The following is a 14839-nucleotide window of genomic DNA, read 5'->3' on the forward strand; positions in this document are numbered from 1 at the left end:
TGCGTCGTTTTTGTACATTACAGAAGAGGGGCGTCTTTAAGTAACGTTTGGCGATATTTTCTACAAGGTTACCTTGTGTACTCATATTATTTTTAAATTTTTAGTTCCTGTACAGTTTTCAAAAACTACTACATCCTTGCCAAGTTCTTCTATTTGTTTTATCGATTTTTTTATATGTCCTGGGCATTCTTTAATGATAATGTGCTTTTTATGGTTTGCTTTAGACACATATCTTTTTTGTTTTAAAGCTTATATGTATGAGTGAAACATTTTTATCTTTTCTTTTTTATCATATATAAAATCACTTGCAAATAGCACTTGGTGCATCTCTTTCTTTATTAAAAATTTCTATTGTCTCTTTTAGCTTTTCGTCTGTATTTTTTACACCAAGACATTTCTCAAGATAGTCTTTAAAATTACTCATCTCATCTATTCAAAACTCCAAACTACGCTTCTTTGTCATATTTGGAAGTTCTAGGGCATGCACTTCTAAAAAGCTTATATATCTTGTTCTTGCCATCACAGGTTATCTCACCTATGATAATATCACTAGCATTCATATATGGATATTTTTTGGTTACAGTATATCCGTAGCTTGCTTTTATAAGCGAGCAAAGATTTCGTGGAAACTCAGCGTGAGTAGTATTTATAGGACTTTCACCATAGGTTAAAGGCTAATTAGCACAGTACCAGTAACATAAATCAACTCCTTTGGAGAGTATATACAAAATGTGCCAATTACGTTTTTCTATTTTAATGGCTTTTGTATCTTATCTGCCGACATCTATAACTATGCAGTCTGGCTTAAATAAATGGTGAGCTTCAAACCCCTGACAAAGTATTTCGCTTGCACCAATATTTGCGTATTCTACACTTGCTCTTCCATATTCAGTAGCTACGATCGAGGCATATTGATAGCTTTTTTGTTCTAAAAATTCTTTTATATCGCGTACTATTTTTATGGCACTAAAACTACTTGATAACAAAAAAATAGATCACAAAAATTATCTTGATTATCTAGTATTGTTACTTTTGTAGATGTTGAGCTTATATCAATACTGATGAAATACATAAATTTATGTCCATAAAAATATGATTTCTATAACTAAGAACTTGAGAGAAATGTTATCTATTTGTAGCTTTTTATTAAATGAAATCTAAAATTTTACTTCAACCCAAAAACTTTTATATTAAAAGTAGTATGGATTTTATCCTTTTCGCCTTTCATGACGATAGGAAATTCTGTCTTTACGATACTATCATAGCTGCTAAGCGCATCTAAAAAGTCATAAAATTTTTGTGGTGTCCTTAGAGAGCTAGTTACATTTAGGCGAAATCTAAAAAATTTCTCACTAGCGTTATTATCACTTTCTTCTATTTTACTAAGGCTCACTTCACTGAAAAATTTAGAGGCAAAATCTATAAATTTATCTTTATCAAATTTAGCCTCAAAAGCTGAAATGATAGCTCCATCTTTTTGTTTAGTTGCTTCAAGAGCTTTAAATTTGGCTTCAAATTCATTTTTTACTTTTGTGTAAGATGAGGTCTGTGAATAATTTTGTCTAGTTAGGCTTTTAAATTCTTTTATATTTGGCACGATAAAACCAAATATCATAATGAAGCAAACTATAATAAAAGCAAATATAAAAAGTAAAAGCTTGACGGGATCTATTTTTTCTAAGCTCGTATCTTTTTTACTCATTATATCCCTCAGAATTATCAATTTTGTTTGTGCTTATAAAGCCGTACCAGCCGTTTTTACTTTGATAAAAGCTAGTATTTGAAGTCGTAAAAATAGATCTTAAAGGTGAAGCTAGAAGCTGATTAAATACATCTTTTGTCGGCGTTATACCACGAATGATAAGTGAGTTTTTATCCATAAAAACCTCTTCAAGTGTTATGCTGTCAGGCACTAGATCAAAAAGATTGTGCAAGCTTTGCTTGAGAATAGAATTTGAAGTGAAAATATCATTTGCAGATTCTATTTGTACGGCTAGTTTAGCCAAAATTTCATCTGTTGTGACTATTTTTTGACTAAGTTCTTTTTGCTCATTTGATAAAAAATTTATATTTTTTTCGATTGAATAATTTTTATAGAGTATAAAAAAATTTGTTGCCAAAAGAGCTACAAAAACAAAGCTTATAAGGCTTAGCCAAATTTTGCTAAAGATAGATATAAGTGGTCTTGGTTCTGGAACAATAAAGCTAAATCTCATAATATTATCTCTTCTTGCATGATTTCATTCATAATATGATTTGTATTCACTGGATACACCGAAGTCTCCACTAAAAGCTCGGATTGCAGATATTGTAAAAAGGTTGCACTTGTTTTTGTATTTTCAAAAACAATGATTTGCTCAATAAAATCACCGCCATATAGAGGATTTTCGTAAAATTCTTTTACAGCTTTTACGATGTAATCAAACATCTTCATGTCATACCCAAAAATAGCAACCGATTTTTCCACATTTGTAGAAGCTGGCATATTTAGTTCATAATTTAGATCTTCAAATTCTTTTGGCTTATCATCACTTAAAAAATCATCTAAACTTTTAAAATCATCAAGCGATGTTGCGTCATTTTCTTCTTTAATGATTAAGTTGTCAATATCTGTTATATCTTCTTCTTTTAGGCTTTCAGCTTCCTGGTTGGTTTCCTCAATGCCAGACATATTTAAAAAAGTGGATAACTTCATTTGTTTATCTTTAAAGATCGCAAGCGTAAACGAATGTGCATGGATATAAAGATAAAGTGTAGTTTTTGGAGAAATTCCGCGTTTTAAAAGCTCGTGAAAGAGTAGGGCAATAGGTGAGTAGATGAGATCTACACTATCTTGTCCAAATAAATTTTTATATTTTTTTATAGCATTTAAATTTGCATAAATACTCCAGCTATCTTGCATGATAAGGCTTGTAAGATTTTTAGTATTTATATTAAATTTTTTGTATTCGTCAAAGCTAACACTAGGAAGCGCGCCTTGCGAGTCGTCGTTAAAAAAAACTGAGACATATACGCCAAAATATGTTTTTTCTTGCTCTTCTATATATTTTATGATTTTTTCATCGATATTATCGATATTTATATCTGTAAATTTGGCATTTATGGTTTTTAAAAGTTTGCCATTTCTAAAGACTTGACCGAAGAATATGCACTCATTGCCCTCCAACACGACGCTTAAAAAAAGGTTAGAAAAAAGCTTTTTAACGCTAAAAGACATAAATCTCCTAAATTTAGTGCATAATTTTCGTTATGGTAGCTAAAAAGGGATTAAATAAGTTTAAAACAGCTCGTTTTTAAGTTTAACGAAAATTTCTTTTGTATTTAAAGCTTCATTTTTTAGTTCATTATCAAGTAGGGCCGAGTTTTTAAGGTCGTCAAAATCCTCTATCATCACATCACACATCATCTTAATGCGTTCGCTATCAGCCTTGCTTACGCTACTTTGGCTCATTTTTTTGATACGCTCAAGATACTCTTTGCCGTTTTTTATGTATGAGCTAAATTTGATAGCAACCTTGCTTTGGTTTAGTACAGTATTTGCCATTTTGTTATAAATATCTATATCAAGTGCTTTTTGGCTTAAATTCAAGGCTTTTTCATATTCTTTATTTTCGTATAAAAATTTTGCTTCAAGGGCGAGCTTGTAGGAGTTGTCGCTATAAAAAAATAGTCCAAATAAAACAATTAGAAAGATGGCTATAAAAATAGATAGTTTATTTTTCATAAATTTCGTCCAAAATTTCTCTTATCTCGTTGCTGATTTGCGGATTTTTATGCGCATATTTTTTCCACCAAATTTTTAAATTTGATTTAAAATCATCTTTGTTTTGCTCTGCGCTCTTGCCGCCATCATTTTGTGAGGCTTGCCAAAGTTCGTTTTGTATCTTCTCTTTTGCATCTTTTTGCTCCAAATTTTCCACATTAAAAGGAGCTGAGAGGCTAAAATTTATAGTTGAAAATGGCTTAGGAAGTATCATCTTATCCCAGCTTTTAAACTCCCAAAACGAGCTTGCTTCAAAATTTAGAGCATAAATTTCGCAAGATGACTTTTGTGCGATCACCGTAGCTCCGTCTGCCACGCTGTGCCTTGGTCCTCTTGGGCCATCTGGCGTGATGATGACGTCGTGGCCTTGTTTTATCTCTCTTAAAGCTTCTATTAGTGCTCTTGCACCGCCTTTTGAGCTACTGCCTCTAATAGTGCCGATACCAAACAATTTGATTATTCTGGTGATTAGCTCGCCATCTTTGTGGTCGCTGATTATCACCTTGCCTTGTTTTCTATTTTGTCTGCTCCACCACTGCCTGTAAGCAAAGCTCATAAAGCTAAGTCTGCCGTGCCAAAAGACGACGACGCAGCCATTTTGTGGTAAGAAATTTGGAGTGTAGCTCTTTTTGCAGGTTAGAAAAATGAGCCACATCAAAATGTAGATGAAAAAAACGCCCACGTTTAGGGCGAGCTTTTCAAAGGTGTTTTTAAATTTGCAGCTCGCCATACAAAACCATTCTTTTTGGGTTTGTAATCTTTACTTTTTGCGTAGTGCCAAGAAGCTCTTCGCTGCCATCAACTTGAACTAAAAAGTTGTTAAAACTTCGCCCAGCAATGCCGCCATTTGCCCTTAGCTCTTCAAAATAGACATCAAAAATTTTATCTTTTTGCGCCGCCACGATCTCGTCTAAAATTTCGCTGTGGCGATTTTGCAGGCGTGTTAGCCTAGCTGAAGCGGTTTTGTCATCTATTTGATTTGTAAAAGTAGCTGCCTTTGTGAGCGGACGAGGTGAATATTTAAAGCTAAAAATTTGCTCAAACCTAACTTGCTCAAGCACGTCCATCGTATCTTCAAACTCACTATCGCTCTCACCTGGAAATGCGACGATGATGTCAGTTGAGATGCTAACATCTGGGCACATTTTTCTAAGTCTTAGCGCGCGGTCTAAAAACCACTCTTTTGTGTATCCGCGCTTCATCTCGCGCAAAACTTTGGTGTTTCCGCTTTGAAGTGGCATGTGCATAGACTTGCAAATTTTAGGATTATTAGTGAAAATTTCAAGAAATTTATCATCCATATGAAGTGGGTGTGGACTTGTAAATCTTATCCTTTCAACGCCATCTATCTCGCTTATCTTTACTAAAAGATCGCTAAAATCAATATTTTCTTGCACGCCTGAAAATCTTTTACCGTAGTTATTGACATTTTGTCCTAGTAGAAATATCTCTTTTGCGCCGCTTTTTGCAGCCTTTTCTACCTCTTTTAAGATGAGACTTGAAGGGATGGAAATTTCATCGCCTCTAGTGTGCGGGACGATGCAGTAGGTGCATTTTTTATCGCAGCCGATCGAGATGTTGATGTGGCTTTTATATGGCGAGCCTCTAAACTCGCCAAATGCGTATTCGCTCTCGTCGTGGTTGATGTCGGTTGAGATAAATTTAGGCGTATTTACCGCCTTTGTAATCTTGCTGACATTTCTTGCGCCAAGGACAAAATCAACATAAGGTGCGCGCTTAAAAATTTCACTTCCTAAATGGCTTGCAGTGCAGCCGCAAACGCCTATTTTTGCCCCTCTTTTTTTGGCTTTTTCAAAGGCTCCAACCTCGCTAAAGAGCTTATGAACTGGCTTTTCGCGAACCGAGCAGGTATTTATAAGGATTAAATCAGCTTCTTCGATGTTTTGTGTTAAGGAGTAGTCTTCTTTTTGTGAGAGCTCGGCTATGATATGCTCGCTGTCACGAACATTCATAGCACAGCCTAGAGTTTGTATAAAAAGTTTTTTACTCATTAAAGTATATGCACTTCATACATGTAATCACTCTCATCAAGGCCGTATTTCACGGTTCTGTGATAAACACTAAGCCCTTTTTCTTCAAAATGCTCGACTAAGGCGATTAGTTGTTTGTGTGTGTTTTCTTTATCAAAATAGAAAATTTTCTGACCCTCTTTTTCGACAGCTGTCTCTATCTTTTCTAGTGAAATCGTTTTTGGTTTTGCGTCTAATTCGGCTCTTGCAAGTTTTAGCTCCATTTTTAATCCTTTCAAAATCTAAAATTTTAATCGGTCAATATACCCAAATCATCATAAAAAAAGGATTAAATAGAAGTTAATAACAAGCTTAAAGTTATTAAAAGTATGGCTTATGTATAATTTCAAAACTTCACGAAAAATCCCCGAAATTTATCGTCACAATGGAGAAAAAATGGAAAGAATTTCAGATATTATTGAGTCAATTGCAAATGAGAAAAATTTAGAGATAGAAGATGTAAAAGAGCGCGTTATAAGAGCCTTGATAAACACTGCAAAAAGAGTTTATGGTGAAAATTATGAGTATGATGTGAGCATTGATGCTAATAAAAATTTAAAGCTTTATCAAAAAATTTCAATAGTAGCAAACGACGATGAGAGGCTTGAAGAGGACAACGAGCACTTTTTGAGCTTAAAAGAGGCAAAGAAAATAGACAGTGGTGTTGAAATCGGCGATGAACTAACTTACGAGCTAAGTCTTGATAACCTTGGAAGAACCGCAGCCCAAACGCTTCATAAGGAGCTTGAATACCACATCCAGCGCCTAGTCGAAGAGAAAATTTTACAAAAATATAATGAGATGAGCGGTCACATGGTCTTTGGTCCAGTTGTTAGAGTTGATAATGACGAAAATACATTTATTGAAATAGATGAGCTTCGTGCTGTTTTACCACGTAAAAACCGTATAAAAGGCGAGAAATTTAAAGTAGGAGACGTCGTAAAAGCTGTTATTAGAAAAGTCTTTACAGATAAAAATTTAGGCATAAAAGTAGAACTCTCAAGAACTTCACCAAAATTTCTTGAAGCACTGCTGATTTCAGAAGTGCCTGAGATAAAAGATGGCGGTATTATCATCCAAGGAAGTGCTAGGATACCTGGCGAAAGGGCTAAAGTAGCGCTCATTTCAACTACTCCAAACATCGATCCAGTCGGTGCAACAGTCGGCACAAAGGGCGTTAGGATAAATGCCGTAAGCAAAGAGCTTCATAACGAAAGCATCGATGCGATCGAATATGCCACCGAACCAGCGATATTTGTCGCTCGTGCGATGGGACCAGCTATCATCACATCGGTAAAGATAGAGGAAAACAAAGCGATTGTTACACTTGCAAGTGAGCAAAAGAGCAAAGCGATCGGTAAAAACGGCATAAATATCCGCCTTGCAAGCATGCTAACAGGCTATGAGATCGAGCTAAACGAGCTTGGCTCAAAAACCAGCAGTGGCGATAGCGACGGTGGCATGATCAAGGATCTAAAAGCACTTTTTGGCGATAACTAATGAAATTTCAAATAAGAAAAGCAACTAGAGACGACATAGACGTGATCTGTGAGCTTGTAAGAGAACTTGCAAGCTATGAAAATCTGAGTGATCAAGTCACTTTTACAAATGAAATTTTTGCAGACTCCATCTTTAATAAAAACCATGCAAAAGCTCTTATCTGCGAGATTGAGAACGGGGTGATAGGATATGCTATCTATTTTTACACATTTTCTACATTTTTGGGGCTTGGTGGGATCTATCTTGAGGACATTTACGTAAAAAAAGAGTTTAGAAATCAAGGTGTCGGCAAGGCATTTTTTAAATTTTTAGCTCAAATTTGCAAGGATGAAAATTTAAAAAGGCTTGAGTGGTGCTGCCTAAACTGGAATGAGCCAAGTATTAAATTTTATGAAAGTATGGGTGCTACAAATCAATCTCTTGAGTGGAGAAATTATCGCTTAGACGGCGAAAATCTAGAAAAGCTAGTAAATTTATAGCTTATTTTTTGAAATTAAAAGCTCAAATTTCCTTTTGAATTTGAGCTTTTTGAACACTAAAATTTATATGTATATCCCAAATAAAGACCAACGTTTGTCTCTTTTGTTTTTGCATTGTCATATTTTGTTATAGAACTATATTTAGTTCTATCTGCTTTTACGCCAAACTCAACTGCATTGTTTTCGTTGATAGAGTATTCAGCGCCGACTTTTGCTCCAATTATCCAGCCATTTGTACTGGCATTTTCCATTGGATTTTCAGCATCGCCACCTTTTATTTTTAGTTTTGAAAAACCAGTATAGCCACCAAGAACTAGTTTAAGATCTTTTGCTACGCTTGGAGTGTAGTCAGCTCCAACTATAAATTTATGAGTTTTCCACTCAGCTACGCTCTTATCTTCATCATTTGCTGTTTTTTTTAACCTTAAAGTCGTATATGTAAGCTCCATAAACTCTAGCAATGTCAAAGTCATAACTAGCTTTTATACCAAGACCTGGCTGTGCTTTTTTAAATTTGATCTTTGAGCCATCATCACCTTTTAAAGTAAGCTTTGAACCAAAAGAGTAATCTCCTTCGATCCCAATGAACGCTCCTTGTGCTAAAGCAGCTGTACTAGCTAGGCTTAAGCCTAAAGCAACTTTTAAAACTACATTTTTCATTTTTACTCCTTATTTAAAAAATGTTTGACTGGTATTCTAAATTTTATTGGATTAAATAAAGTTTAAATATTCAATTAAATATATAAAAAACATAAAATAATTCAATTGTTTTCTTATCAGAATAAAATTTATAAAATCACTCGAAAAAAGGAGTGTAAAGTGGCTAAGATGACAAAACGTGATATGGCTTATCATTTAGACGTTGATGTCGCGACGCTTTACAACTGGCGAAAACACAAGCCCAACCTTTATCGTATTGTGATGCTTGGATTTAAATTTGATGAGCTTATAGAGCAGAGCAAAAAGACTTGTAATGAGCTTTGCGAATATGAAAATTTGATCAATCAAGACATAGAAAAATTTAGTAAATAATCGTTTAAAAATCGTAAATTCTTTTATAATTGCAAGAGCTAGAAAATTTAAAATTTCTAAGATATTTTTAGCTGGATATTTTAAGTGAAGAAATTTGAGCTCAAAGCAACTGCTTCAAGCTCGGTAAATTTACTCGTTTAGGATAGAGAGAAGCTCTTTGTTGTCTTTTGTCTTTAGCATTTTTGCATACAAGAATTTAAGCGCTTCGACATCGTCCATTGTAGCGATCGCAGAGCGGATAGCCCAAATTTTTTGAAGCTCATCAGGCTTTTGAAGTAGCTCTTCTTTTCTGGTGCCTGATTTTAAAACGTTGATAGCTGGGTAAATTCTGCGGTCTGAGATGTTGCGATCAAGCACGATCTCGCTGTTTCCAGTGCCTTTAAACTCTTCAAATATCACTTCATCCATGCGTGAGCCAGTGTCTATTAGTGCGGTTGCGATGATAGTTAGTGAGCCACCATGCTCGATATTTCTAGCTGCACCAAAGAAGCGCTTTGGTTTATGAAGCGCATTTGCGTCAACACCACCTGTTAGTACCTTGCCGCTTGGCGGGGTCACTGTGTTGTAGGCACGCGCTAGACGGGTTATGCTATCAAGTAAGATGATGACGTCTTTGCCCATCTCAACTAGACGTTTTGCCTTTTCGATGACAAGCTCTGCGACGCGGACGTGATTAAGCGCTGGAAGGTCAAATGTCGAGCTAAAAACCTCGCCTTTTACGCAGCGCTGCATATCGGTAACTTCTTCTGGTCTCTCATCGACCAAAAGCACCATGAGCTGGGCTTCTGGGTGATTTTTAGCGATACCGTGAGCTAGCTCTTTCATAAGTTCAGTTTTACCACTTCTTGGAGGTGCGACGATGAGGCCACGTTGACCCTTGCCAATAGGCGTAAAAAGGTCAAGCACACGGCCTGTTAGCTTCATCGGATCATACTCCAAATTTAGCTTTTCAGTTGGAAAAAGCGGGGTTAGGTTGTCAAATAATGGCCTCTCTTTTGCGTCTGCTAGAGGCATATAATTTACCGCTTCGATCTTTAAAAGAGCGTAGTATTTTTCTTGATCTTTTGGCTCTCTTACTTGGCCGGTGATGATGTCGCCCACGCGAAGTGCAAATTTGCGGATCTGTGAGTTTGAGACGTATGCATCGTTTGAACTGTCGCTTAAATTCGCATCAACAGCTCTTAAAAAGCCGTAGCCCTCGTTTGTGATCTCTAAAATTCCAGTAAATAGTATAAAGCCGCCTTGTTTTGTCTGGGTTTTTAGTATCTCAAATATCAAATCCTGCCTACGAAATTCTCGTGGATTTTCGACACCAACGCTATTTGCGATCTGTACTAGCTCATCTAAACTAAGCGTTCTTAGCTCTTCGATCTTGTGTCCGTCTACTGGTATGTGTGTTCTTGATGCTTGATGCTTTTTTGTAGTTTTTGTGTTTTGAGCAGCACTTTGCTCGGTTTGGTTATTTTCCATATTTCCTCTTTAAATGCGGGGATAATTTTGCAGAATTTCTAGGTTTCAAAAAGAAGTTTTTGAAAGTTTTGGCATTTTATAAAAATAAAACTTTGTTGTCAAGAAATGGCATAAAATAAAATTTTTGCTCAAAAATGGTTGATTTGCTATAATCTCGCCATTTTATAACGATAATAAAAGAAGAAATTTGTGCCTATTTTTGTAGTTTGCCTACCATAAATTTATATGGTGCGTAATAGGCATGTGATGCAATAATATTGGTAAAAATTTTAGATAAAAGAAAGTAAAAATGCCACAAAGTAGATGTGCTCATTGTAGATTAAAATTTGATGAAAGCGTGATGATCTCAAATGAAAGCGGACTTAAATTTTGCTGTGTTGGTTGCAAAGGTGTTTATGAAATTTTAAATGAAAATGGGCTTAGTGAGTTTTATGAGCGTCTTGGTAAAAATACGCTAAATCCTGCAAGTAGCGGAGCAAATATCAAAAATTTAGCGGCAAATTTTAGTGAGCTTGTGACAAAAGAGGGCGACTTTAGTCAAATTTCATTTTTAATCGATGGTATCACTTGCTCAGCTTGCATCTGGCTACTTGAAAAGGCACTTTTTAGCTTGTCTGGAGTCTTGGAGGTAAATATCAACTCACTTAATCAAAAAGCGGTTATTGTTTTTGATGAGCAAGAGCTTTTGGTAGAGCAAATAATTGAAAAAATTTATGCCGTTGGCTACGTCCCAAAGCCATATGCTACGAGTCAAAAAGAGGACGAGCTAGCTAAGAAAAGAAGGAAATTTTACACAAAAGCGCTAGTTGGTATCTTTGCTACGATGAACATTATGTGGCTAGCCATTGCTCAGTATAGCGGGTATTTTAGTGGTATAAGAGGCGATATAAAAGATATTTTAAGCTTTGCGCAGTTTGTATTAGCAACGCCTGTACTTTTTTATACTGGTAGCGAGTTTTTCAAAGGAGCAAAGATAGCCATAAAAAACGCTTCGCCAAATATGGATCTGCTTGTTATCACCGGAGCTAGCATAACATATATCTACTCGATTTATGCGATGTTTACGAGGAGTGGCGAGAGCTATTTTGACTCGGTTGCAATGATCATCACCTTTGTTTTTATCGGTAAATTTTTAGAAATTTTGGGTAAGAAAAAGGCACTTGAGACTTCAAATTTCTTAAATGATATGCTGCTTGCAAAGGTATGTATTTTAGAAGATGGTAAGGATGTTTTAAAAGAGCCAAGAGATGTAAATTTGGGCGAAAAGATCGTGCTTAGATCTGGCGAGAGGGCGCTACTTGATGGAGTAGTGCTTAGTGGTGAGGCAAGTGTGGATAGCTCAAGTCTAACTGGAGAGAGCCTGCCTGTGACCTTGGGAGTGGGGCAAGAGGTAAAAAGTGGCGTCATTTGTCAAAATGGACAAATCATCTACGAAGCAAAGGAAATTTTTAAAAATTCTTATCTAAATCAGCTTATAAATTTACTCCAAAATGCAGAGCTAAAAAAGCCAAATATCGAGCTAGTAGTCAATAAAATCGCTTCTAAATTTTCTCTTAGCGTGCTGACTTTGGCATTTTTTACATTTTGGTTTTGGTACTTTAAATATGGCTTTTCAGAGGCTATTGTCACGGCTGTTAGCGTCATCGTGATCGCTTGCCCTTGTGCGCTTGCGCTTGCCACGCCAGTTAGTAGTGTCTGTGCCCTTGGTGTGGCCTTTAAAAATAGAGTACTTTTTAAAGAGGCTAAATTTTTTGAAAGCCTTGCAAAGTGCGATGTAGCGGTATTTGACAAGACTGGCACGCTCACAAAGGCGGAATTTGAAGTTAGTGATTTTTTCATAAAAGAGAGCATAAGTTTAGATGAAATTTATTCGCTAGCTCTTATATCAAATCATCAAATAAGCGTGGCAGTGGCTAAATTTCTAAAGCAAAAAGGCGCAAGGAAAATAGAGCTTAAAAATATAAATTTAAGCGTGGCAAAGGGTGTTGAGGCTGAAATTTCAGGTAAAAAATTTTATGCAGGAAGCAAGCGATTTTTAGTTGAAAATGGTATTAGCTTTGATGAAACTGAAGAAAATGTGAGCTTTTTTGTGGGGCTTAATGGTGAGTTAGTGGCGAAATTTTATCTAAAAGATAGTGTAAAGCCCGAGGCAAAGACCTTGATAGACGAGCTAAAGAGCGCTGGCATGAAAGTGTGTATCTTAAGTGGCGACGTGCAAAAAGTGGTAAAAAACGTGGCAGATGAGCTTGGCGTGAGTGAGTTTAGAGCAGAGATGTTGCCTGAAACGAAAGCTAAATTTATAAGCGAACTAAAAGAGCAGGGCAAAAAGGTGCTAATGGTAGGGGATGGCATAAACGACGCAGCAGCGCTTAGCCTTGCTCATGTTGCCATTTGTATGGGAAGCGGGGCGGCAATAAGCTTAGAAAGAAGCGATGTAGTGCTACTTGATGATAGTTTAAAAAGTCTAGCGAAGGCCATAAAAATCTCGAAATTTACTTACAAAACGATAAAGCAAAATTTGCTCTTTTGTCTTCTTTATAATGTTCTTGCTCTGCCATTTGCCGTATGTGGCTATGTCATACCGCTATTTGCTGCACTTTTTATGTCGCTTAGCTCGCTAAGTGTTATCTTAAACTCGCTTTATATTGTTAGAAAATTTAAGGAAAAATAATGGATAGTGCGACACTTGCGATACTAGTTTTTATCTCAGTTTTGATGGGAGCATTTTTGCTTTTTGGCGTGCTTTGGGGGATAAAAAATAAGCAATTTGAGGACTACCGAAAATTTTTAGACGGAGCAAATTTGGACGATGAAGATGCACTAAATGAAGCTTACGAGTTAGAGCTTCGCAAAAAAGAAGCTCTAAAAAAAAGAGCAAAATCTAATAAAGATAAAATTTAGCTCTCAATCGTTGGCTCACCAAAAAGTCTATTAGCCTCTTTTAGCACACCTTGTTCTCTTTGCCTTTGAAGCTCTTCTGGCGTTTTTGGCTCTTTATTTAGCATCAAAGCAAAGTTATTTTTTTCGTTTTGTAGCTCGGTTTTTATCTCGGTTTTTGGCTCATTTTTAGTTTCAATGTTATTTGCATTTAGTCTTGAAATTTCCTCATCAAGCTCGTCTAATTCGCTTTTTTCATTATTTTCTAAAGAGGCTTTAGGCGTCTTAGTTTGTGCTTTTTGCTCATCGCTCTTTGCATTTACTATCTTCGCATTTTGTCCAAAAAGCGTATGCAATATCTCATTTAAAATTTTCCAATTTTTCTTAAAATATTTAAGATTTTCATCTTTTGCATTTACTATCAGTCCAAGCTCATTATTATTAAAGAAGCTAAATTCTACAAATTCTTTAAAAAACTCGCCAAGATCGTAATTTCTATCATAAATTTTTGTTAAGAAGAGTTCGTATGGACCTTGCATTTTAGCAGGAGCTGCTTGGCTTTTTTGAGTGATGACTTCTGTGATTTGAGTGGAATTTTCGCTATTTTTTGAGATCACTTCATTTATAGCGTCATCAATGTCTTGTAAATTTAACGCTTCTATCATCATAAAAAGCATTAGCATTAGCACAAAGCCATTGTCACTACTTATGTTTAACATGCCCTTAGCTTGAGCCAAGATCCTAAAAAACCTTTCGTAAACCAGTAGAGAAATTTTGGAGTCATTTTCTAAAAATTTTTGTTTTAAATTTGCCAAAATTTCATCTATTATCATCTCTGGATCATAGCTTTCAAGTTTGCTTACGAGCACTCTGATAGCATTTTTATCGTGATTTAAAACATGAGCTATTATCTCTTCGATCTTTTCTGGGTCAAGAAGCCCTAGCATCGATGCTACGCCATTTGCCGTGACATTATTTGCGCCGTAAATGATAGCTTGATCAAGAAGCGTCAAAGTATCTCTTAGCGATCCTCCGCCGCTTCTTGCTAAAATTTCAAGTGCCTCTTTTTCGTAGCTAATGCCTTCTTTGCTTAAAATAAACTCAAGATGTTTAATGATGCTATATCTGCTTATTTGCTTAAACCTAAAATGCTGTGTTCTTGAAAGCACCGTTGTTGGGAGTTTTAATGGATCAGTCGTCGCTAGGATAAATTTTACATAGCTTGGTGGCTCTTCAAGTGTTTTTAAAAGAGCGTTAAATGCCTCTTTGGTTAGCATATGCACTTCATCGATTATAAAAATTTTATATCTTGCCATTGCTGGAGCATATTTTGTTTGCTCTATTAGCTCTCTTATATCATCTATCTTTCTGTGGCTAGCTGCGTCCATTTCGATGATGTCCATATGTCTTGACTCATTTGCCATTATGCATTGTGGGCATACTTCACATGGTTTTGAGGTAGGTCCTTTTTCGCATACTAAAGCTTTTGAAAATATCCTAGCACTTGAAGTTTTACCACTGCCTCTAAGCCCAGAAAATAGATATGCGTGGCTTATACGACCCTCGTCAAGTGCGTGTATAAGACTTTTACTAACTGCTTCTTGACCGATAAGTTCATCAAAATTTTTAGGGCGATATTTTAAAGCTAGTGCTTGCAATGCGGTATCCTTTTTATAAAGTTCAAGGAT

General features: G+C 35.9%; 20 protein-coding genes. 5 read left to right on the top strand and 15 right to left on the bottom strand.

Features of this window, described 5'->3' with window-relative positions:
• Positions 1-81 precede the first annotated feature (81 nt).
• The 11 genes from CVT15_RS04210 to CVT15_RS04260 form a co-directional block, all read right to left on the bottom strand.
• A complete protein-coding gene (locus CVT15_RS04210) occupies positions 82-228 on the bottom strand; it encodes a hypothetical protein (protein ID WP_180998550.1) in 147 nt (48 codons plus the stop codon).
• A 73-nt stretch (positions 229-301) separates the two neighbouring features.
• Positions 302-424: a 2-hydroxyacyl-CoA dehydratase family protein gene (locus CVT15_RS04215; protein WP_141083682.1), complete on the bottom strand. Its 123-nt coding sequence runs from the start codon at positions 422-424 to the stop codon at positions 302-304.
• A 22-nt stretch (positions 425-446) separates the two neighbouring features.
• On the bottom strand, positions 447-650 hold the full coding sequence (locus CVT15_RS04220; protein WP_141083685.1) for a 2-hydroxyacyl-CoA dehydratase: 204 nt from the start codon (positions 648-650) through the stop codon (positions 447-449).
• 120 nt (positions 651-770) lie between these two features.
• Positions 771-986, bottom strand: a complete 216-nt coding sequence (locus CVT15_RS04225) for a hypothetical protein (RefSeq protein ID WP_180998549.1) — start codon at positions 984-986, stop codon at positions 771-773.
• Positions 987-1165: 179 nt separating this feature from the next.
• Positions 1166-1702, bottom strand: a complete 537-nt coding sequence (locus CVT15_RS04230) for a hypothetical protein (RefSeq protein ID WP_084041406.1) — start codon at positions 1700-1702, stop codon at positions 1166-1168.
• Entirely contained in the window at positions 1695-2216 is a 522-nt protein-coding gene (locus CVT15_RS04235; RefSeq protein ID WP_107898079.1) for a hypothetical protein, read from the bottom strand. Before CVT15_RS04235 ends, CVT15_RS04230 begins: the two co-directional genes overlap by 8 nt.
• Positions 2213-3217 (bottom strand): hypothetical protein, encoded by a 1005-nt coding sequence (locus tag CVT15_RS04240; RefSeq protein WP_107898078.1) that lies wholly within the window; start codon positions 3215-3217, stop codon positions 2213-2215. Before CVT15_RS04240 ends, CVT15_RS04235 begins: the two co-directional genes overlap by 4 nt.
• Before the next feature lie 60 nt (positions 3218-3277).
• Positions 3278-3724, bottom strand: a complete 447-nt coding sequence (locus tag CVT15_RS04245; RefSeq protein WP_107898077.1) for a hypothetical protein — start codon at positions 3722-3724, stop codon at positions 3278-3280.
• A complete protein-coding gene (locus tag CVT15_RS04250; protein ID WP_107898076.1) occupies positions 3714-4493 on the bottom strand; it encodes a lysophospholipid acyltransferase family protein in 780 nt (259 codons plus the stop codon). Before CVT15_RS04250 ends, CVT15_RS04245 begins: the two co-directional genes overlap by 11 nt.
• Positions 4474-5775 carry a tRNA (N6-isopentenyl adenosine(37)-C2)-methylthiotransferase MiaB gene (gene miaB, locus CVT15_RS04255; protein ID WP_107898075.1) on the bottom strand — a complete coding sequence of 434 codons (1302 nt, stop codon included), beginning with the start codon at positions 5773-5775 and terminating at the stop codon, positions 4474-4476. The genes CVT15_RS04250 and miaB overlap by 20 nt, the downstream gene beginning before the upstream one ends.
• Complete coding sequence (locus CVT15_RS04260; RefSeq protein ID WP_087585823.1) at positions 5775-6017, bottom strand: HP0268 family nuclease; 243 nt, start codon at positions 6015-6017, stop codon at positions 5775-5777. The genes miaB and CVT15_RS04260 overlap by 1 nt, the downstream gene beginning before the upstream one ends.
• 172 nt (positions 6018-6189) lie before the next feature.
• Here CVT15_RS04260 and nusA point away from each other — a divergent pair, with 172 nt between their 5' ends.
• Together nusA and CVT15_RS04270 are read left to right on the top strand one after the other, a co-directional pair.
• Positions 6190-7293: a transcription termination factor NusA gene (gene nusA, locus CVT15_RS04265; RefSeq protein WP_107898074.1), complete on the top strand. Its 1104-nt coding sequence runs from the start codon at positions 6190-6192 to the stop codon at positions 7291-7293.
• On the top strand, positions 7293-7772 hold the full coding sequence (locus tag CVT15_RS04270) for a GNAT family N-acetyltransferase (protein WP_103576343.1): 480 nt from the start codon (positions 7293-7295) through the stop codon (positions 7770-7772). Before nusA ends, CVT15_RS04270 begins: the two co-directional genes overlap by 1 nt.
• A gap of 56 nt (positions 7773-7828) precedes the next feature.
• Here CVT15_RS04270 and CVT15_RS04275 read toward each other — a convergent pair whose 3' ends face one another.
• Complete coding sequence (locus tag CVT15_RS04275; protein ID WP_230853974.1) at positions 7829-8221, bottom strand: outer membrane beta-barrel protein; 393 nt, start codon at positions 8219-8221, stop codon at positions 7829-7831.
• On the bottom strand, positions 8175-8432 hold the full coding sequence (locus CVT15_RS09950; RefSeq protein ID WP_230853975.1) for a hypothetical protein: 258 nt from the start codon (positions 8430-8432) through the stop codon (positions 8175-8177). The genes CVT15_RS04275 and CVT15_RS09950 overlap by 47 nt, the downstream gene beginning before the upstream one ends.
• 159 nt (positions 8433-8591) lie before the next feature.
• On the opposite strand from CVT15_RS09950, the gene CVT15_RS04280 reads away from it, so the two are divergent.
• Positions 8592-8804 (top strand): transcriptional regulator, encoded by a 213-nt coding sequence (locus CVT15_RS04280; RefSeq protein ID WP_002941953.1) that lies wholly within the window; start codon positions 8592-8594, stop codon positions 8802-8804.
• A gap of 129 nt (positions 8805-8933) precedes the next feature.
• Here CVT15_RS04280 and rho read toward each other — a convergent pair whose 3' ends face one another.
• Positions 8934-10274, bottom strand: coding sequence for a transcription termination factor Rho (rho, locus tag CVT15_RS04285; RefSeq protein ID WP_021090510.1), 1341 nt, complete (start codon positions 10272-10274; stop codon positions 8934-8936).
• Between the two features lie 289 nt (positions 10275-10563).
• Here rho and CVT15_RS04290 point away from each other — a divergent pair, with 289 nt between their 5' ends.
• Both CVT15_RS04290 and ccoS read left to right on the top strand, forming a co-directional pair.
• Entirely contained in the window at positions 10564-12945 is a 2382-nt protein-coding gene (locus tag CVT15_RS04290; RefSeq protein WP_103576342.1) for a heavy metal translocating P-type ATPase, read from the top strand.
• Entirely contained in the window at positions 12945-13175 is a 231-nt protein-coding gene (gene ccoS / locus CVT15_RS04295; RefSeq protein WP_103576341.1) for a cbb3-type cytochrome oxidase assembly protein CcoS, read from the top strand. The genes CVT15_RS04290 and ccoS overlap by 1 nt, the downstream gene beginning before the upstream one ends.
• On the opposite strand, the gene CVT15_RS04300 is transcribed toward ccoS, so the two are convergent.
• Positions 13172-14809 carry a DNA polymerase III subunit gamma/tau gene (locus tag CVT15_RS04300; protein ID WP_103576347.1) on the bottom strand — a complete coding sequence of 546 codons (1638 nt, stop codon included), beginning with the start codon at positions 14807-14809 and terminating at the stop codon, positions 13172-13174. The genes ccoS and CVT15_RS04300 overlap by 4 nt on opposite strands.
• Between the last annotated feature and the right edge of the window lie 30 nt (positions 14810-14839).

This window comes from Campylobacter concisus, assembly GCF_003048595.2.
Lineage (GTDB): Bacteria > Campylobacterota > Campylobacteria > Campylobacterales > Campylobacteraceae > Campylobacter_A > Campylobacter_A concisus_L.